Source organism: Actinomadura terrae (genome assembly GCF_022751215.1).
Taxonomy (GTDB): Bacteria; Actinomycetota; Actinomycetes; order Streptosporangiales; family Streptosporangiaceae; genus Spirillospora; species Spirillospora terrae.
The window spans coordinates 907244-925989 of the sequence record NZ_JAICDG010000004.1; the positions used below are offsets into that span (position 1 = coordinate 907244).

An 18746-nucleotide genomic window follows, 5' to 3' on the forward strand; every position below is an offset into this window, starting at 1 on the left:
ATGCAGGTGTGTGGCCAGGGGCAGGGTGACTGTACGGACCGGTCTGTCTGTAACATGGGGCCTAGCTGGGAGGAGTCGTCCAATGACCACGTCGACGCGCGAGCCCGCTCGGGACCGGATCCTGCGCACCGCCACCGATCTCTTCTACGTCTACGGCATCCGCGGTGTCGGTGTTGATCGCATCATCGCCGAGTCGGGTGTGGCCAAAGCGACCCTCTATGCGCACTTCAAGTCCAAGGACGACCTGGTCCTCACGTTCCTGCGCTACTCGGACGAGAAGTGGCGGCAGATGCTGCGCGAGGCGGCGGAGAGCGCGGGCGACCATCCGCGTGAGCAGCTCGTCGGCATGTTCGGGGCGATAGAGGCCGCCGCGCAGGGCGGTGGTCAGTTCCGCGGATGCGTGTTCATCAACAGCGCGACCGAGTCGTTGCCGGGCACGCCCGTCCACGAGGCGACCGTCGCGCACAAGCGAGCCGTCCGCGCGTGGGTGGCCGAGCTCGCGGCCGCCGCGGGAGCCGCTGATCCGGAGCTGTTGGCGCGCGAGCTGACCATCCTCCTGGACGGCGCGATGGCCGGAGCGGCCCTGGAGTCGATCGCCGCGACGGTCCCCGCCACACGGCAGGCCGCGCGGGCCATCGTGGACCGCCACCTCTGACCCCATCCCGGGTTGTGGATCTCGGTCACTGAACCGCCGACGTGGCGCTCTGCCTGGGGATCCAGATGGGGATTAGCGGTGGGTGACGTAATCCACCGTCCCGAGCGCGCTGTGGAGGGTCGCCGCCCACAGGGTGTGGACGGCGTGTGCGCGATCCCCGGACGGGTACGTCGTTCTACCTGGTCACAGGCTTTTCCACGGCGTGGATAAGTCAGCTCCCTGGTTGGGGGCCGCCTGGGGAAGAATGGTGGACCACGACACTCGGCGCCGTACCCAGGCTGTGCGCCGAAGTTATCCACAGGTTGTGGATGCCGTATCCGACCGCTTGGGCTTGTGGAAGCCTGGGGGCATGAGGTTCCGATCGGGCGCGAAGCCCCACCTCCTGGGGATTTCCTTGTGGATCCGCCGCGCTGAACGCCTGGTTCTCAGGCGGTGAGGATGTGGGCAAGGTTGCGCCCAGGCTGTGGACAACTTCGGCGTGGTGAGGGTGGGACGACAAGACGGATGCCGACTGCATGAGGGGCTGGTTCGCTGACGGGTGGACCGTCGGTGTGGGATTTGGCGTCCTGCGGCACGCCGAATCTTCGTGCGGGTGTCGCCGCGCCGCGCCCGGCGGATGGGGAGTTCGAACACGCCCTGGGCTCGATCCGTGCACGTCCGGACGGGGGTCGAGGGCCCTCCGACCTGCGAACATCAGTTCGAACACGTGCTAGCATCGCGGACCTATGGCGCACCTTCTCAACGAACCGATCCTGGCCGAGCACGACCCGGCCGGGCGACTGACCGCATACGAGTGGAGGGGTGCGCGGTATGCCGTCGACGAGGTTCTGAAGACCTATGGCTCGTCCCAGGACGGCCGGGTCTACCGTGTCCGCGTGACCGGAGCGGAGGGCGTGGCCGTCGCGGAGCTGGGTCGTGAACACGACCGCTGGCGCCTCCGGCACATCTTCTCCGCTTGAGCGTCCGCTCCCTCCGGACGGGCAAGGACGACTAGCAATCCTGTAGACGAGCCACTCCCAGGCTCGCGCGGCTGCTCGCCGCAACAAGCGGACCCACTGGACGGCGTACCCGAAACCCTCGGCTGACCTGGCCGAATTCCAACCTTGTGCCTGGTCGCACCAGTCTTACCAACACCCGAAGGCGTCTCGCTCGTCTTGGCGGTCAGCCGCCGACCGCGCACGCCGGTCAAAACCGTCCCGCCGCGAGTCGCGACCCGGATCGCGCGCTGCCGCAGACTTGATCGCAGGCACGGGCGACGGCTGCGAGGCTAGGCGCAGGTGGGGGTGAGCTTCCTCTGCATGACGTAGCCGGCGACTCCGCGGTTCTTGAGAAGGCCGTAGTAGCGGTATCGCTTCGGCGGGTGAGTGTTGGACATGTCGCGGATGAAGATGTCCCCAGGGACAACACGATCGATTCGATCGCCTTGCTCGTTGAGGACGTCACCCGCTTCGTCGACCCGGTAATGGGTGCGCGCGCATGTTGACGGCGGGGCAGGCGCCGTGACGGGGGCCTGTGCGGGAGGGCGGGCTGGAGACTGCGCCAGGGTGGGGGACTGTGGCCGAGGCGCGGAGGAGTTGGGCGCGGGCGTTGTCGGCTTGGCGGAGGGTGCGTTACTCGACAGAGTCGGCGGCCTGGTGACCGAACTGGACCGAGTTGGGCTGACCGCGCTGGATGTGTCGTGAGCGTCGTCGGAGAGCAGCTTGAATCCGAGGCCCCCCGCACACGCGCCTAGAACCGCGACGATGCCGACCACCAGCGCGGCCCGCGTTTTTCCATCGCGCCGCGGTGACGAGGTCGCCGCCACCCCCTGCTGTGTATCCGAGGTCGAGTCCGAGATGGAGCTGGGGGTACTCGCAGTCCGAGAGGACTCGTTCTCTAACTCGGTCAGCAGACGCTCGGCACGCTCGATCACCTCTCGTGGGGCTGAGCCGGCGAGGTTGATCAAAACGCGCAGGGCATCCGGTTGGACGCGTCGGTCACCGGTCTTCCACGCTGACCAGGATTGCTGAGAGTAGACAACCGAGTAGTCGGCCGCGGCTCGTGCGGTCAGTTCTTTGCCGGTCAGATCGATGTGCTGTCGGAGCTCGGAAACCACCTTGCCGGATTCGGCGCAGGACGGTCCCTTGCTGTCGGCTTGTGCCACGTCCCTCCTCCACATCCCGGGATCCACAGGCGGAAGACGACGGGAAACCGCAGGTCAGCAACTGTGGATCCCGGGATGTGCCGCAACCCTGGAAAGCCGCCGCCAGGCCCCGCCATCCTCGCTGAGTGCGGGCAACCGCCCGATTGCGATTCATTCAGAAAGAGGAACCACATGCCCGGCATACGCCTCGGTAACCTCAAGCCGCGCGTCTCGTCTCCCCGGCCGAGGAAGGAGCCCGGAACGCTCAAGCAGGCGGTCCGTGTCATGGCCTGCGGGGCGCTGACGGTCTCGGCAATGTCAACTCTGGCCCCCGCCACCGCTCAGGCCGACACCACCCGCCTCCGTGTCGCCAGCGTCCACGACGCCACCGTACGCAACGGTCCCCCGGCCCGCGGCGTCGGCTACGTCATCGGCAACGCCCTCACCGCCCGGCCCGGCCACAAGGGCGTCGCGATCGACCTCGTCGGCCCCGGCCGCCGCGGCTTCCGTTATGGCCAGATCCACGGTCAGCTCAACTTCTGCGCCTGGATCAGCGTCAAGGCCAAGACGACCAAGGCCGGCCGGGTCTCCACCCCCCATTGCCCGGGAGGAACCGCAGGGCGCGTTCTGCCCGCCAGCAAGTTCATGTATCGCCAGTCCAACGGCAAGTTGCTTCGCAACTGCGAGCCGGGTAAGTGCGGCGACGGTTCGAGCGCGGCGGTCCGCCCGGCACGCTGCGCCGCGCAGTATCACGGCAGCGTGCCCGTCTACGGCAACGTCCTGCCCTGGCTCCGCAAGAGTTCCCCTCACGACCGCTACGCCACCATCCGCGCCCGCTCCTACAAGGTCCTCTGGCGCTACGTCAGCCGGGACGGTGACTGGGTCATGGTCCGCGACACTCACGCCGACAACAGCGCGGCCCGCCGAAACGCCGGCTTCAACACCCACGCGTCCAACTGGTTCTTCGTCCCCCGCGTCTGCGTCCAGGACGCCGCCGGCAAACTCCACTGACCAGCCGACCGACGCGATCCTCGCTCCCGTCTCGGCATCCAGCCCGAGGCGGGAGCGAGAAGCTTTCGAAACACCATGCGTCAGGGCCGGCATCGAGTTTGCGGCCGTCCCGCCTGCCGTGCCGTCCCCCAGGCTCCGGGCTGGCGCGGAAGCCGACATCGCCGCCGTACACGGGCTGCTGGACGATGCCGCGGGTTACCGTGGGCGGTTCGAACACCGCTCCCCGGCCGCACGGGCAGTCGAACAGCGCGACACGACACGGCGGACGGTGATCCCCCTGCCGATCAGTTCGGGTAGCACTTCTCCGGCGTTGTGCGCGGTGGGCCCTGCCGGCGGGATCTTCTCGGCGAACTGCTTCCGCGCCGGTGTACGGCGATCGTCAGAGCTTCCGGATTTCATGGTCGAGGGTGCTCGGCGGGCTTGGGGTCGATGGGCTTGGGCTCGCATCGAGGCGTTCGGGTACGGGGTTGGGCTGTGCGCGGTGTTCCGGGGGCTGTCACTATGTCGGAATAGCGCGGGAGGTGGTGAAGCAGGTGGTCACGCGGGGGGATCGGGCCGACTGGACGCGGGTGGACGGAATTCAGGGCGCCTCGCTCGATCTGCTGCGTGCCCGGTTCGGACAGCAGCACTACGCCCCGCACACGCACGACGAGTTCGCGATCGGGGTGTGCGTCGACGGCATGGAGACGATGCGCTATCGCGGCGAAAGGCTGTACTCCGCGGCCGGGAGCATTCTCGTGATCGAGCCTGGGGAGACGCATACGGGCGGGCCGGCGGGGCCCGACGGGTATGCGTACCTGGCGTTGTATCCGAGTGTTGAGCTGGTGAGCGGCATCGCCGGGGCGGCGGAGACGCATTTCCAAGAACCTGTTATCCGCGACCCGGGGCTGGGAGAGGCGCTTCGCCTTGCCCATCGTGCCCTGTGGCTCGGCGAGGATCATTTGGAAGGCGAGACCAGGTTTCTCGAAATGCTCGGCGTGCTCACTCGGCGCCATGCGGCGAAGGTGCCCCGGGCACCGATGGGGATACGGCCCGACGCCCGCCGGATCGCCAAGACGGTCGCGGCGCGCCTCGCGGACGAGCTGGTAGACCCGCCGACGCTCGGTGAAGTTGCGGCGGACCTGGAAATGTCCCGCTACCAACTCCTGCGTACATTCCGCAATGCGATGGGTATGCCGCCCTACGCGTGGCTCGCTCAGCATCGGGTGTCGCGTGCGCGCGGGCTCATCGATGCCGGACTTCGTCCAGCCGAGGCGGCGACCCTTGTCGGATTCGCGGACCAGGCACATCTGACCCGCTGGTTCCGGCGCGTATTGGGCGTCACTCCGGGTGCTTATCGAAAAAGCGTCCTGGGTGCCGCTCACGCTCGTCCCGTGCCGTCCTAAAAGGTAATCAACTGGACGGGAGGAAGACCGCGGTTGCCTCCTCGGCGAGGGCCGTTGAGTCCGGGCCGTTCGGGTCGGTTTGGGCCAGGTGCAACAGTCCCAGGATGGCCGCGTACGCGACCCGCGCCCGGGACGCCGCTCGGTCTGGTGGCAGGCCGAGTTCCTGGTAGGTGCGGGTGAGGAGGTCCAGCCGGGCCCGGTTCACCTCGTGGACCGCGTCCCTGACCCGAGGGTCGTTGCGGTCGCCGAGCAGGCTCAGGTGCACCGACGGCGCCAGCGGCTGGACGGCCTGCACGACCACGGTGAGCAGTTCGCGCAACCGTTGTGCCGGGTCGGGCATCGCGGCGAGTTCGGTGAGTGCCTCCTGGCCGTGGCTGCGCGCCCACTCTTTGAGCGCCGCCGTGATCAGTTCGTCCCGGTTGCGGTAGTGCGCGTAGAAGCTGCCCTTGGTCACGCCGAGCGTCCGGGCGAGGGGTTCGACCGCGACCGCGGCGAGCCCCCCGTCCGCGATCGCCTTCAGCGCGGCGCGCGCCCAGTCCTGGGCGGACAGCCGGGTCGACTCGTTCCCCACGGGCTACAGGATACGCCACCGTATTGACGCGTTCGGGAGGCGAAGATACGGTGGCGTATCCATACGCCACCGTATTGAGGAGTTGGGATGAAGGTCCGCCGAGTGGTCACCGGGCATGACCCCGCGGGTCGGGCGCGGGTGGTCGACGATCGCGAGATCGAGCCCATCACGTCCGACCTGATGCCGGGGGTCGGCGCCTACCGGCTGTGGGGGCGGGACGAGCGGCCCGTGTTCCCCGACGACGGCGCGCCGCGTCCCGCCGAGGCGTGGTACCCGCCCCGCGACGGGTCGCGATTCATGATCAATACGATTCCGCCGGGCGAGGTGGCCCCGCGGCCGAATCTGGACATGACCGCGGCGTTGGACGAGCTGGAGCGGCGGATGCCGGGCGCGATGGCGGCCATGGAACCCGGCACCCCGGGGATGCACACCACCGACAGCATCGACTACGTCATGGTCGTCTCCGGCGAGGTCACGCTCGACCTCGACGGCGGCGAGGAGACGGTGTTGCGGGCGGGCGACGTCCTCGTCCAGAACGGCACCCGGCACGCCTGGCGAAACGATGGCACCGAGCAGTGCACGATCGTCGGTATCGCCATCGGCGCGGACCGCGCGCGTCCGACAACTCCGGGATGAGAACGCTCCCGGCGTGCAACCGCGTTCAAGACCGCCGGGGGCTCGGCGCTGCACCCTGATCGGGTCACCGGGGCCGTCGAGGCTCCGGGCCCGTCCGGTGGACGGGCGGGAACCGGGAACGGGGGGTTGCCGTGAGTCGTCGCGGCTGGGTGCTGTTCGCGCTGATGAGCGTGCTGTGGGGGATTCCTTATCTCATGATCAAAGTGGCGGTCGAGGACGTCTCGGTGCCCGTGCTGGTGTTCGCGCGGACATCCCTCGGCGCCGTCCTGCTGCTGCCGCTGATGTTCCGCGCCGGGGACCTCGGCGTCGTGCGCCGCCACTGGCGTCCGCTGCTGGTGTTCGCGGCGCTGGAGATCCTCGGCCCGTGGGCGCTGCTGTCGGACGCCGAGCACCGGCTGAGCAGCTCCATGACCGGGCTGCTGATCGCGGCCGTCCCGATCATCGCCGTGGTGGTGGCCAGGATCACCGGCGACGCCGAGCGGCTCGGGCCGTTGCGGTGGACGGGGCTGCTGGTCGGGCTGGCGGGCGTCGGGGTCCTGGCGGGACCGCATCTCGGCGGCGGGAACGCGTGGGCGCTCGGAGAGGTGATGCTGGTCGCGCTCGGGTACGCGACGGCGCCGATCATCGCCTCCCGCCGGCTCGCGGAGTTGCCGAGCATGCACCTGGCGGCGTCCTCGCTGGCCTTCGCCGCGCTCGTCTACACGGGTCCGGCAGTTGCCACCTGGCCGGCAGAAATGCCCTCCGGACGCGTCCTCGCCGCGCTGGCCGGGCTCGGGGCGGTGTGCACGGCGCTGGCGTTCCTGGTGTTCTTCGAGCTCATCCGGGAGGTCGGCACGTCCCGGGCGATGGTGTTCACCTACGTCAACCCGGCCGTCGCGGTGGCCGCCGGGGTCCTCTTCCTGGACGAGCCGCTGTCCGCGACGATCATGATCTCGTTCGCGCTGATCCTCTGCGGGTCCGTCCTGGCCACCGCGCGCCGCACCACGGAGCTCGAGAGCGCCGCCGAGGTGATCGTCAAGCCTGCTCCAGAGTCGGCTCCAGCGTCCGAACCCGCCTCGTAGAGCGCCTCTAGGCCGCCGACCCGGCGGCCTAGAGGCACGCGCGTCAGCGGAGGGTCACGACGAACTTGCCCGGCTTGCCGATGTTTCCGGCAGCATCGATGGCGCGGTACTCAACGGTATGCCGCCCCTTGCCGAGCCTGCCGTAGGTCAGGCTGTCGATCACGGTGCCGTTCTCGCTGAACCGCCAGGGCGCGGACGAGTCGGTCGGCCAGCCGAAGTAGTTGAACCAGCCGTCGCCGTCCACGCGGAACTCGGACACCACCACGCCTGGACGGTCGTCCGCACCCGTGAGCCGCATGGTGAAGGGACCGTCGAAGACGTATTCGGGGGTGCGTCCCGCGCGCGCTTGCGTCGCCTTGGACAGCTCGTACTTCACCGTGGGGGTTTGTGCGTCGATCGTCCAGGTGCGGCTCTTGGAACCGACCCGCGCTACGAGGCGGTGCGTGCTCTTGGAGAGGCGAAGGCGTCCCAGATCGATGTCGCGGTCACCGCCGCGCACATGGCGACCGTCGATTTCCCAGCGGACCTTGAGGGCGCGCGTGACCGGATGTGTGGTCTCGGCATATACAACGCTCTTGGCGCCCACAGGTTGGTCCGTCGGCGTAGTGGTCGTGAAGTCGGCGGGCACGTCCGAGGGAGGCGTGCTGAGGCGGGTGTCCACCGTCCACGTGCGCGTCTGGGTGAGCGCCGCGGACGACCGTACAGCCGGGTCGCGGACGAAGTCGGTGGGGTCGGTGACCGTAACCGTGACCTGGTGCGTGCCCTTACGCAGATGCAGCCGCGACAGGTCGAGATTGGGCCCCCTCCATACGGGCTTCCCGTCCACCGTCCACGTTGTGGACAACGGATGCCCGGTCGGATGCATCGTCTCCACCCACAGCACCCTGTCCTTGCCCACGGGCGCGTCCGTAGGCGTCTGCGCCTGGACGAGGTTGACCTTGGCGGAGATGCGCTGCGTCATACGCTCGCGCGAGACCTGGTCGAAGTAGTAGCCGAGCGTTTTCATCATGGAGTGCTGGCTCGGCCTCCACACGCCCTTGCTGAAGTAGAGGCCGCCCTCGTAGCGTCCTATGATTCCGCCGGATTCGCTGCGTTCCCCTAGCCAGCGCCACCACTTCGCCTTCTGCGCCTTCATCTGCTGCTCTGTGAGCAACGTGGCGTGGATGGCATCGGGCTCTTTCCCGGTGTAGGTGCCCCCAGGGACGCCACGTTGGTAGTAGTCGTACTCGTCGGCGAGCCCGCCCAGGGAGTGCCCGAGCTCATGCGGGGCGATGAGCGCGGACATCGCGTTCCCACCGGACGCCGTCGCATACGTGCCGCCCGCACCGCCGTAGGTGTCGCTGTTGGCGAGGGCGAGGATCTGACGATTCCCCAGGGTCGCGCCAGGGACGAGGTCCGCATACGTCTTGGCCGCCGCAGAGTCCATGACGAGGAGGCGCTGAATTCCGTCTTTCTCGCAACCGCTCCAGAACGCCATGCTCAACGGTGTCTTGTGACGGGGGGAGGACAGGTTCGGATCGCAGCTGACCCCGGACTCCTGCGACGGGATCTCGACCGCGTACACGTTGACGTAACTGCGGTAGGACTTGAACGGCTCGATCGTCCACAGGTCGTTCAGGTGCTTGGCCAGGTGCGTCCGGAACTTCGGCATGTCCACCGCCGTGTAGCCGTCGCCCATGATCACCAGGTTGAACCGCTTGGCCGGATCGCCCGTGACCTGGATCGGGACGACCTTCGCGTCCGGCTCTCTCGCCTGTGCGGCCTGCGCGGGCAGCACCGCCGTCAGGGGCAGGACGGCCACGGCCGCCACCCCGATCACGCCAGCCTTACCTCTCAACATGCACGGACCTCCTCGCGGGCGCGCACGGCGGGCGAGGTGGCCCGGGGGGACGGCGTGCCCGGCGCGTCCCACTGATCAAGCAGGACGTCCCGGATCTATCGCGGGACGAACCCCCATGTCAACGCCTCTGAAACCGCCGTAGGCACCCTCGGAACGGGCGCGCCGCCTTGCCCGTACGCCGAAAGGCCGGCGCCGTACGGAAGCGTTGGACGTCGCGGCCACGATCGGCCACGTCACACGACGTCCCAGGTCCGTGCCGACACGCGCTCGACGGTCGCCGCCACGCGCACCGAACGCCAACGCCTGTCAACCCTCGCCGCCAGGACAGCGATTACATTCCGATTCGCCACAGCAACAGGATGATCGAGGACAACACCAGCCCCGCCGTCCCCAGCGGGACCTCGCCCAACGCGATCATCGCGGTACAGCCGGTCGCGGTCAGCCCCGCGACGAGCACCATCCCGCGCGCGCCGGACGCCTCGTCGTCGGGTACCCGGGAGTCGAGTTCGCGCTCCCAGAGCCCGAAGTCGTCCTCAGCCATCGGCACTCCCGAAGGTCGTCACACCGAATTATCCGGCTGTCCTCGCGTCACGGCGAGGTGGCGCGGACGTGACACCCTCCACACCTCCCTGAATTGGACGCGAGGTCTGATACCGACGACCAGGTGCGGATCGCCCGGCTACGGTTGCTAGGCTTCGGAGAACCTGGGGGAGTAGAGACTGATCCGTCGCATGCCCGGGTTTGCTTCATAACCAAGGTGAAGGGGTCCCCACCGTGAAGAAGCTTCTCATTCTCGCTGTCGTGGCTCTTGGCGGCTTCGCCGTGTGGCGCCGGCTCCAGCAGGACCGGGCCGAGCTCGACCTGTGGACCGAGGCCACCTCGTCCGACAGTTGAGACGCCGGCGATAATCCCGCGGAGAGCGAACGCCCGACTTCGAGGGAGGCCCCGGCGTGAGCGAAGCAGAGCCGATCACCGTCGCCTGCCTCGATCTCGCCGGGACCACTGTCGCCGACGATGACACCGTCGAGACCGCCTTCGCCGAGGCGATCGCGGCCCTCGGCACGGCGCGCGGCACGGCGGCGCACGAACGCGCCATGACCCACATCCGCGCGTCCCGCGGCGGCTCCAAGATCGAGATCTTCCGCTCGCTCTTCGACGAGGCCCGCGCCCAGGCCGCGAACATGGCCTTCGAGCGGTCCTACGACCAACTCGTCGACCGGCACGGCCTGCGTGCCGTACCCGGTGCAGCCGACGCCATCGAGCGCTTGCGCGGCGCCGGTGTCCGCGTATGCCTGCTCACCGGCTTCGGCCGCAGCACCCAGGCCCGCATCCTCGACACCCTCGGCTGGTGGGACCACGCCGACCTCACCCTCTGCCCCGAGGACGTCGCCCGCGGCCGCCCCTGGCCCGACCTCGTCCTGACCGCCGCCCTCCGCCTGGGCGTGGACGACGTCCGCCACATCGCCGTCTGCGGCGACACCGCGAACGACATGCTGACGGGCCGCCGCTCCGGCGCGTCCATAGTCGCGGGCGTCCTCACCGGCGCCCACGACCGCGCCCGCCTCCTCACCGCGGGCGCCACCCACATCCTCCCCAGCGTGGCCGCCCTCCCGGACCTCATCCTCAAGGGCGCCCCCACCCCACTCGACACCGCCCTGACCGCCGACCACGGCTAGCCCCCAACCCACCGCCACCAATCGAACCGCACGCGTAACGAACAAGAACGCACCAACAACCGACGAGCAGACCACCCGACCCCGCCCAACATGCCTGACGACCGACCATCGGCCCGCCCGTAATCAACAGCACCCAGCACGTCCAGAGGGGAAGCCCTACCACGCCTCCCCACCCGGAAAGCCAGTGCTCCACCTACGGTGTACGATCGACACCGGTTGCGGCGCTCTGACGTAACCGCAGGTAAACCGCAAGATGACAAGGGGCCTTAGCTCAGTTGGTAGAGCACCGGCTTTGCAAGCCGGGTGTCAGGGGTTCGAATCCCCTAGGCTCCACCAGCCAAAACGCCCCCATCCAGATCATGGATGAGGGCGTTCGTGCGATTAGCGTGCGATTAGGCCACCGGGACCAGCACCCCACCGAGGCCGCCGTCGTCCTCGCCGCGCTCCGCTCTGATCAGTTCGTTGAGCGCGTCAGCGATCGCGCGACCCGCCTCCGATGTCGCGTGCTGATAGATCAGCGCCGCCCGGACACTGTCCTGTCCCATGCGCGCCATGAGGTCGCGCAGGCTCGCCCCAATCTGCGCCGCAAGGGTGTTGCCTGTGTGGCGAAGATCGTGAAAGTGCAGATTCGGAATCCCGAGCGTTTCCACGGCCAGAGCCCAGCGGGACGCCCGCCGGAAGTTGCCCCGCCGCAGTACCCCGCCGTTCGGCCCCGCGAAGACGAGCGCCGACAGATCCTCGGCGACATGCGCCCGCAGATGCTCCTGGATCAGAGGGACGATGCCCATCGGGAAGCTCACGGTGCGCTTGCCCGCCCGGGACTTGGGGGGCCCGATCACCAGATCTCCGGTGTCGAGTTCGAGGTATTGCCGCCGGACGGAGACGGCGCCGACCTCCAGGTCGATATCCTGCCTGACCAGCGCCACGGCCTCACCCCAACGGAGACTCGCGAAGGTAGCCAGAAGCACCAGTGCCCGATACCGGTCGTCATGCTCGACGGCGGCATACCCCTCTATGGCGAGGTTCCACAGCACGCGTTCGGCTGCCTGCCGGTTCGACAAGTACTGAGGGAAGGTACGCGTGCCGCCCTCCACCAGCCGGTATCGAAGCTGGAATTCTCCGGAAGACGTCTTGCGGATGTTGCCGACAGGAAGACGGCCGAGCAGCTCAGCCAGTTGGAAGACCTGCGCCAGAGTGAGCACGGGACGTTCCTCTGGGGACTCATCACCAGCACCCTTGATCCGGCACGGATTGCGCGCGAGCATGCCGTCTTCTTCGGTCGCGGTCATGAGGACCGCTCGAAGCAGCCGATATGCCTTAGCGGTGACGCTTGCCGAAACACCGGAGGCTAGGAGGGCCGTCCGCCATTCCCGAACCATGCTCGTCGTGATGTCACCGACCGAAACGGCGCCCAGGTGCGGCCCGATCTGGTTCCGCTAAAGCCGCTCGTACAGCTCCACCGTACGAGGCCGCAGGCCCACCCGTTCAGTGATCCACTTCTTGGCGTAGATGCCAAGCTTCACCTTTGCGCGTTCAGGGTCGATCCACTGCCCTTGCATCATCTGCACTTCGACCAAGGAGAGGAACCGTTCGGCATCGCTCTTGCGCTCGTACGTCTCCGGTGCGTACCGGCGTCTGCCATCAGGCCCCAGGTAGCTCGCCTGATACCGCCCCGAGGGCAGCTTGCGCACCCAGCCGAATCGGCGACGCCCGCCCTTGTTCGGCACTATGCGGCCCTCCAAACGTCCGACGCGGTCATAGGTTCGACCAGTCCGGCCGAGACGAAATCACGAAGTGCGGATTCGGGTATGCGGACGAAGCGTCCGAGCTTGACGAAGCGGATTCGCCGTTCGGCGACGAGCCGCCGGGGGAACCGCTGAGAGGTGTTCAGGTACTCGGCCGCCTCAGGGATGGTCAGCAGCCGATCATCGGGCGATACTCGGGATTCGTTATCGCGCTTCACGCTGCCTCCGCAGTTGCCGAGAGTTCTGGGGTGTCGTTGTGGGTGGCCGCGTCGAGTTGTGCGCGCCTGGTGACGCGTTCGTTGATCAGGTGCATGAGGCGTCGTTCGAGGGTCTTGACGTCGGGGTCGCCAGGTCCGGCGCGTTCCCACACGTGAACTGCGGTGGGGTCGGACGGGTTGAGGACCGGGATTCCGGCCTCAGCGAGCCGGGCGAGGACCCATGCCTTCCGGTCCGCTTTGTGGTCGGCCAGGGTCTTGCCGGACCAGCGTCGGGAGACCAGGACGCGGCGTCCGCCGTAGCCCAGGTGTTCGCGGCGGTGGGCTTTGCCCTTGCAGAACCCGGGAGTCATGCCCCGTCGGGGGTTCTTGGGTTGGACGCCGTAGCGCAGCCAGTTCGCGCACGTCGGCGAGCACGGCTCGTACCGGAGCGCCTCGGCCATCCGGTCGACGTGCTCACGCTGCGCCGAGGTCTCGGCCTCGTGGCATTCGGCGACGCCCTTGACGAGGTATTTGGTCAGGTAGCCGATCAGCCGCCGGGACTCAGGCGAGTCGGCCATGACGCCTTGGGCGTCGATCTGGCGGCCGAAGCGCACCACGTGCAGGGGTTCGGCATCCTCGTCCAGGCCGAGCGCGTCAAGCGCGTCATCCCACGTCGGAAGCGGTTCCCCAGTGCGTTTATCGACGTACCCGCCGCCGTCGGGGTTCGCGGCGTCGTCCCAGACGGGGAGGTGCTCTCCCGCGTACTTCACTTGGTCGGTGGGGGGCCACCACACCTGGTGGTAGGTCGCCGCGACCACCTGCCGCAGCTCAGCGCGGGAGATCGTGCCCCGGATGGCCATGTGCAGGTGGGGGGCCAGGCGTCGTTGGGGTTCGACGGTGGCGAAGTACTGGACGTCGTAGCCGACGAACCGGCGCAAGTTCTGCACGAACCGGTCGATCAGCTTGGAGAAGTGCAGTGCGTCCCGCGCGGCCCGCGTGTAGTCGTAGGTCGTGGGGTCGACCGGGGTTCCGTCGGAGCGGACGCGGCCGTAGGAGTCCAGGGTGAGGGTCAGGAAGATGGAGGGCCGGAAGGTCTTGCCGTCCCGGCCCCGGAACACCTTGCCGACCGTGCGGGAGTCGACGGGCCGCCGGGGAAGGTCGGGCGCATCTTGGCGTCGCCGAGTCGAACGCGCCCTCCTGGCCCTGGTCTCGTCCCCGGTTGTGAGGGTGCCGCGTACGCCGGAGCGTTCGATCTCGACATCGAGTTCGCGCAGCAGCCCATCCCAGAAGTCGAGGTCTTCGCCGTGGGCGGTGCCGGTGTCGGCCGCCTGGTCGCGCTCGGTCTGGGCTCGTGCCCGCAGCTCCAGCAGCGCCCGCTGTTGCTCATCCGGGTCGGCGCGGGTGATGACGGGTTCGGTGGCGAGGTGCCATCCCTGGTTGCATTGGACGGCGCGGAGTTTGCGCTTGCGTTCGGCGCAGGTGGGGCATTTCGAGGCGAGGGTGTGGTTGCACGGGACGTAGATCACCTCGGACTCACCGGTGTGCAGGTCGGTGCGGCGCATCGGGACGGGTCGGATGCACACCCCGTGGTCGATGGCGACCGCTTGGAGCACCTCCCGCGCCAGCGGCGGCAGCGTCTTGACCACCGCCTCAGGGATGGTCTCCTCAGCCGCAGGAGGGGGCGAGCCGTCCAGGGAAAGCTGGGTCATGCCGCCTCACCCGCCTCCAGGCCGCCCAGGCCGGGGACGCCGAGGGTGATCATGTGGCGGATGTCGGTGTCGGAGACGTAGGCCGCCCGCACCCGCACCGGTTCGGGGGTGGTCTCAAGCCGGATGAATCCGACCCCGGCGCCGATCTCGGGGACGGCGGAGATCTGGTCGGCCAGCGCGCCACGGTCGCGGGACCCGTCGCCGAGGACCATGTCGACCTGTTCGCTCTCGTCCAGGCGGAGCGCGAGCCGGGTGGGGAACAGGTTGCGCAGGTTGTTGACCTCCTTGCGCGCGTCCTGCTGCGCGCCGATCACGCAGTACCCCACCGACCGGCCCTGGCTGGTGAGTACCGCTATCGCCGACTCAGCGCGCTTGCGCAGGTCGCGTTCGGGGCAGTAGGCGGTCAGGAACGCCAGCTCATCCACCACGATCACCCGGAACGGATGCTCACGCGACGGGCGGAACGAGCGCGTCACACCGGCGAACTGCTCGGCACGGGCGTTCATGTTCTCGGCGGCCGACTCCAGCAGTTCGACCATGCCGCCCTTGGGGTCATCGCTGTAGCGCCCGTACCGCTCGAACAGCGGGCGGCCGAACGAGAGTTCCATGCGCTTGGGGTCAATGGCCCACACCTCGACCAGGCCCGCGAGCATCAGCGGCAGCAGCGCGCGGACGGTCGACCAGATCACCGACCCTTTGCCTGATCCGGTGGCGCCCGCGATGAGGACGTGGGTGCCCAGCAGCCGCAGCCGCCACGGCAAACCGTCCTCCTGGCGGCCGATGACCACGCCCGACAGGTCCACGGCCGCAGCGGCCGGGATGGGCAGCGCCGGGATGGGGACGGCGAGGGCGTCGCAGCGGACGAACTCTAGCCAGATCCGGCCGGGACGGTCCCCTTCCCGGACGCGGACCAGGGACGCGCCGAAGCCGTGCGCGAGGTTGGCCGACACGTGCTCCCATGCGTCGGGGGCTTGACCTTTGAGCATGGCGACCAGGACCCGATCGGAGGTCGGTCCGCAGCGGACCCGGACCAGGGTGGGCAGGTACACCCGCCCTTTGTGGGTTCGGGTGAGTCCGGCGGTGATCAGGACCGCTTGCCAGTCCCGCCGGTACACGCGCACCAGCCGCCACCGCGCCAACGCCGGACGAAACGCGTAGCGGACGAACGACGGCCGATCAGCCAGCGCCCACGCACCAGCGCCGACCAGGACGAGCACCAGGACCAGGACAGGGACGGCCCAGCCGTAGCGGACACCCAGCCACCCCAGGCCGCCGAGGAGGGAGACGGGGACGATGTTGCGGACCAGGAACACCACCGCGCCGACCAGGCCCCGGACCAGGTTGACCAGCAGCACCAGGCCCTCAGGCATGTGCCACACCGGAGGCGCCCACTTCGGCGCCGCGAACGGGTCATCTTGCGCTTCGACCGCGACGTTTTCGCCGGGTCCCAGCTTGCGGAACTCCCAGGACATACCTTGGACACCTCTTCACTTCGTGGTTGGAGGGGAGAGAAGCGGGGCGGCCGGAGGTACCAGCTCCAGCCGCCCCACCTGAACTAGGCAGCCGAGTCCCGCACCGGATCCGGCGAGACGTCCTTGAGGGCGTATCGCCGCTCGATCTCGGCGGTGTACTGGGTGACAGCCTCCAGCAGCCGCCGGGCGGTAGCGACGTCGCCCGATTCCACTTCCGGGCCTCGGCTGGTCAGGTTCAGCGAGAAGCCCGAGAGGTCCACTGCCAGGATCGGCTTGTCATCCGACTCGGCGGGGTAGGTGAAGCAGCGGATGCGCGCGTCCTCGGCCAGGTGCAGCGAGACCGTACTGAAGGTGTGCTTCATGCCACCCGCCCCCGCCCCGACGACCGGCCCGAAGACGAGCGGGGCCCCGAGCGGAACAGCCGCTCCACCTCAGTGGCGTAGGCCGCCGCTTGTTCGGCCAGCCGCCGGGCGAACTCCACCTCACGCGGGCTTAGCCGCTCGGGCAGGGTGAAGGTGACCAGCAGTCGTCCCGCCGCCACGGTGAACAACGGCGTACGACCGCCGAACCCCAGGAACTTCGCCGACGCGGAGGCATCGATCGGCAGCGTCAGCGCCGCCGAGCGCCCGCCGGTTCCGCGCCCCATCAGGCAGCGTCCTTGGCCGGAGCAGCGGCACGAGATGCCTTGCCCCCGCTCGCCGGGCGGACCTCCCGCGCCCGGAAGGAGTAGGCCACCCGAGGACGACGCCCCGTCTCCTCCACATACGGCGTGACGGTCATTCCGCCGAACTCCACCGGACGGAACGGCCCGAACGCCGGTTCCGGCACCACCGGGCACACCTGCGCATCGACCTTGACCTTGATCGCCGACGCCTTGTGATTGGCCTCCGGGTCAGCGTCGTAGACGTCGATCACCCACACCGGCAGACCCGAGTCCTTGTCGGTCTCCTGCCGCTTGGTCTCGAAGTCGGTCAACGGCTCCGCCGGACCCGTCGCGTACACCCCGTGCGGGAACACGTCCCCGAAGTTGATCGGGATTCGTCCCTGAATCGCCATGAACATTCACCCCTTGCTCGGTCTTCCTGTCGACGACTCGCTATATCGAGTTGCTATGTGATGAGTCTATGTCCGGAGAACGGCGAATCAAGGAGTTTGGGTCGACTTATCGAGTGATCTGGATCACAGGTCGTAGGAACTTTCGAGGACGTGCAGCGACCCCGGAAGCACGACTGCGACCGTCAGAACCGTCCGCCCCGAGGAGTCGACCACCGAACCGAGCGCCGCCAGCACCGGTTCCCCCTCCGCCAGGCCCAGCGCATCACGTTCTGCCTCGGTAGGACGCCGAGCCTGCAACCGCTCCTCCACCCGCACCAACCGGTCCTTGCTCCCCGCCGCCACCAGCTCGCGGACCGGAACCGTGAGCGGCCCCTCCTGGTCCAGGCCTGCCGAGACCGCCACGTCCACCGGAGCCCACAGCGAGACCAGTTCGCTGGCGATCGAGTCATACACCCCGACATAGCGCCGCAGGTGAACCGGCGCCGACTCGGCCAGCCCCAGCATTGTCGCGACTTCGGCGGGAGCCGGACGGCGGCCGACCTCCACCAGCCGGACCGACTCCGCAGTCTCCTGACGGTCCAGCACGGCCAAGCCCGGACGACTGTCTTGCGAGCTGGACGGGCCGGGGGACCTCACGAACGACCCGCGCCCGTGCGCGCGTTCGATCTCCCCCATGACCTGCATGTCATTCAGCGCCCGGACCACGGTCACCCGCGAGGTCCCGAACTCCTTTTGGAGCTGGGCCTCAGAAGGGAGACGCGAGCCGAGGGGATAGGTCCCGTCCTTGATCCGGGCGCGGAGCGTCTCCATAATCCGGACGTACTTGGGGGCGTACATGGAGTCATCCACCGTCACAGCCTGCCAACCACTCGACAACACGAGAGCACCAGCAAACCATGCGGCCCCCCACGCTGTCACACCCCCACCAGTGCCCCAACCGGCAGTTTTACATCGGAGGCCACGGCCAGGTCTCCGCCTGCCCCAGCGCTTCCTGGAGTTGTCCGGCGCTACCGGCCTCCAGCAGACGCGGCCCATCCCACAGCCACACCAGCGCCCACCACGACCCCGTGGCCTTCCCGTACCAAACCACGTGCGTCCCGTAGTCCCCTTCAGGGCCCGGCGCCTCCTGCCGCGCCTGGACAGGCTGAGGGGTGGCCGGGCCCCAAACCCCATCCCCCGAGACGTTGAAATCCCAGGAGTAGCCCATCACCGGGCCCCGGGTGACGCCTCAGCAAACGGCACCGCCAGGACGACGGCCAGCCGATCGGCCGCCCTCTCGCCCTCCTCGACCGGGCACAACGGCTCCAGCTCCGGAAGCTCCCCATAGCCCCCCGGCCAGACCCAGAACCACCACAGGCCCCCATCGGCCCGACGCCCTACCCGCACCTCCTGCCACAAGGCGGGGCCGCGCAGCTCCCCAGGACCATCGGACGACTCGGGGTAGTAGTCGGGTTCGGCGGCCGGGTTCCAGACGATCACGACGCCATGTCCCGTGACCAGCGTGTAGAAGCCGCGTCCTTCCATCAGGGCGACCAGGATGCAAGTCGCTTCAGGCTTGGCCCCATCGCAATCACGACACAACAAATCACCCATACCGGTTCACCTCCATG

The 18746-nt window shown here is 68.5% G+C and carries 22 protein-coding genes and 1 tRNA gene; 9 read left to right on the plus strand and 14 right to left on the minus strand.

The window, feature by feature from the left end; all coding sequences use genetic code 11:
• Positions 1–82 precede the first annotated feature (82 nt).
• On the plus strand, positions 83–655 hold the full coding sequence (locus K2F47_RS28775) for a TetR/AcrR family transcriptional regulator (protein ID WP_242908716.1): 573 nt from the start codon (positions 83–85) through the stop codon (positions 653–655).
• Between the two features lie 725 nt (positions 656–1380).
• The gene (locus K2F47_RS28780; RefSeq protein WP_242908717.1) at positions 1381–1614 is read left to right on the plus strand and encodes a hypothetical protein; all 234 of its coding nucleotides are present in this window, start codon (positions 1381–1383) and stop codon (positions 1612–1614) included.
• Positions 1615–1922: 308 nt separating this feature from the next.
• On the opposite strand, the gene K2F47_RS28785 is transcribed toward K2F47_RS28780, so the two are convergent.
• On the minus strand, positions 1923–2798 hold the full coding sequence (locus tag K2F47_RS28785; protein ID WP_242908718.1) for a hypothetical protein: 876 nt from the start codon (positions 2796–2798) through the stop codon (positions 1923–1925).
• Positions 2799–2969: 171 nt separating this feature from the next.
• Between K2F47_RS28785 and K2F47_RS28790 the strand changes: the two genes are divergently transcribed.
• Positions 2970–3788 (plus strand): hypothetical protein, encoded by an 819-nt coding sequence (locus tag K2F47_RS28790; protein ID WP_242908719.1) that lies wholly within the window; start codon positions 2970–2972, stop codon positions 3786–3788.
• Between the two features lie 524 nt (positions 3789–4312).
• Complete coding sequence (locus K2F47_RS28795; protein WP_242908720.1) at positions 4313–5173, plus strand: helix-turn-helix domain-containing protein; 861 nt, start codon at positions 4313–4315, stop codon at positions 5171–5173.
• A gap of 7 nt (positions 5174–5180) precedes the next feature.
• On the opposite strand, the gene K2F47_RS28800 is transcribed toward K2F47_RS28795, so the two are convergent.
• Positions 5181–5744, minus strand: a complete 564-nt coding sequence (locus K2F47_RS28800; RefSeq protein ID WP_242908721.1) for a TetR/AcrR family transcriptional regulator — start codon at positions 5742–5744, stop codon at positions 5181–5183.
• An 87-nt stretch (positions 5745–5831) separates the two neighbouring features.
• On the opposite strand from K2F47_RS28800, the gene K2F47_RS28805 reads away from it, so the two are divergent.
• Both K2F47_RS28805 and K2F47_RS28810 read left to right on the plus strand, forming a co-directional pair.
• On the plus strand, positions 5832–6380 hold the full coding sequence (locus K2F47_RS28805; protein ID WP_242908722.1) for a cupin domain-containing protein: 549 nt from the start codon (positions 5832–5834) through the stop codon (positions 6378–6380).
• A gap of 131 nt (positions 6381–6511) precedes the next feature.
• Positions 6512–7441 carry a DMT family transporter gene (locus K2F47_RS28810; RefSeq protein WP_242908723.1) on the plus strand — a complete coding sequence of 310 codons (930 nt, stop codon included), beginning with the start codon at positions 6512–6514 and terminating at the stop codon, positions 7439–7441.
• A 43-nt stretch (positions 7442–7484) separates the two neighbouring features.
• On the opposite strand, the gene K2F47_RS28815 is transcribed toward K2F47_RS28810, so the two are convergent.
• Positions 7485–9218, minus strand: a complete 1734-nt coding sequence (locus K2F47_RS28815; protein ID WP_242908725.1) for a M64 family metallopeptidase — start codon at positions 9216–9218, stop codon at positions 7485–7487.
• 394 nt (positions 9219–9612) lie between these two features.
• The gene (locus K2F47_RS28820; RefSeq protein ID WP_242908726.1) at positions 9613–9822 is read right to left on the minus strand and encodes a hypothetical protein; all 210 of its coding nucleotides are present in this window, start codon (positions 9820–9822) and stop codon (positions 9613–9615) included.
• Positions 9823–10055: 233 nt separating this feature from the next.
• Between K2F47_RS28820 and K2F47_RS28825 the strand changes: the two genes are divergently transcribed.
• The 3 genes from K2F47_RS28825 (at position 10056) to K2F47_RS28835 (ending at position 11293) form a co-directional block, all read left to right on the plus strand.
• Positions 10056–10175 (plus strand): DLW-39 family protein, encoded by a 120-nt coding sequence (locus tag K2F47_RS28825; protein ID WP_211238580.1) that lies wholly within the window; start codon positions 10056–10058, stop codon positions 10173–10175.
• Between the two features lie 56 nt (positions 10176–10231).
• The gene (locus K2F47_RS28830) at positions 10232–10957 is read left to right on the plus strand and encodes a phosphonatase-like hydrolase (RefSeq protein ID WP_242908727.1); all 726 of its coding nucleotides are present in this window, start codon (positions 10232–10234) and stop codon (positions 10955–10957) included.
• A gap of 260 nt (positions 10958–11217) precedes the next feature.
• Positions 11218–11293: transfer RNA gene (locus K2F47_RS28835), tRNA-Ala, on the plus strand.
• Between the two features lie 56 nt (positions 11294–11349).
• Here K2F47_RS28835 and K2F47_RS28840 read toward each other — a convergent pair.
• The 10 genes from K2F47_RS28840 to K2F47_RS28885 form a co-directional block, all read right to left on the minus strand.
• Positions 11350–12246: a site-specific integrase gene (locus K2F47_RS28840; protein ID WP_242908728.1), complete on the minus strand. Its 897-nt coding sequence runs from the start codon at positions 12244–12246 to the stop codon at positions 11350–11352.
• A 147-nt stretch (positions 12247–12393) separates the two neighbouring features.
• Positions 12394–12684 carry a hypothetical protein gene (locus K2F47_RS28845; RefSeq protein ID WP_242908729.1) on the minus strand — a complete coding sequence of 97 codons (291 nt, stop codon included), beginning with the start codon at positions 12682–12684 and terminating at the stop codon, positions 12394–12396.
• The gene (locus K2F47_RS28850) at positions 12684–12920 is read right to left on the minus strand and encodes an excisionase family DNA-binding protein (protein WP_242908730.1); all 237 of its coding nucleotides are present in this window, start codon (positions 12918–12920) and stop codon (positions 12684–12686) included. The genes K2F47_RS28845 and K2F47_RS28850 overlap by 1 nt, the downstream gene beginning before the upstream one ends.
• Positions 12917–14608: a replication initiator gene (locus tag K2F47_RS28855; RefSeq protein WP_242908731.1), complete on the minus strand. Its 1692-nt coding sequence runs from the start codon at positions 14606–14608 to the stop codon at positions 12917–12919. The genes K2F47_RS28850 and K2F47_RS28855 overlap by 4 nt, the downstream gene beginning before the upstream one ends.
• The gene (locus tag K2F47_RS28860) at positions 14605–15978 is read right to left on the minus strand and encodes an FtsK/SpoIIIE domain-containing protein (protein ID WP_242908732.1); all 1374 of its coding nucleotides are present in this window, start codon (positions 15976–15978) and stop codon (positions 14605–14607) included. Before K2F47_RS28860 ends, K2F47_RS28855 begins: the two co-directional genes overlap by 4 nt.
• A 185-nt stretch (positions 15979–16163) precedes the next feature.
• Positions 16164–16442, minus strand: coding sequence for a hypothetical protein (locus tag K2F47_RS28865; RefSeq protein ID WP_242908733.1), 279 nt, complete (start codon positions 16440–16442; stop codon positions 16164–16166).
• Positions 16439–16726 (minus strand): hypothetical protein, encoded by a 288-nt coding sequence (locus tag K2F47_RS28870; protein ID WP_242908734.1) that lies wholly within the window; start codon positions 16724–16726, stop codon positions 16439–16441. Before K2F47_RS28870 ends, K2F47_RS28865 begins: the two co-directional genes overlap by 4 nt.
• Positions 16726–17136 (minus strand): plasmid replication, integration and excision activator, encoded by a 411-nt coding sequence (locus tag K2F47_RS28875; protein ID WP_242908735.1) that lies wholly within the window; start codon positions 17134–17136, stop codon positions 16726–16728. Before K2F47_RS28875 ends, K2F47_RS28870 begins: the two co-directional genes overlap by 1 nt.
• A gap of 123 nt (positions 17137–17259) precedes the next feature.
• A complete protein-coding gene (locus K2F47_RS28880) occupies positions 17260–17985 on the minus strand; it encodes a GntR family transcriptional regulator (protein WP_242908736.1) in 726 nt (241 codons plus the stop codon).
• Between the two features lie 357 nt (positions 17986–18342).
• Positions 18343–18729, minus strand: coding sequence for a hypothetical protein (locus K2F47_RS28885; RefSeq protein WP_242908737.1), 387 nt, complete (start codon positions 18727–18729; stop codon positions 18343–18345).
• Positions 18730–18746: the final 17 nt, after the last annotated feature.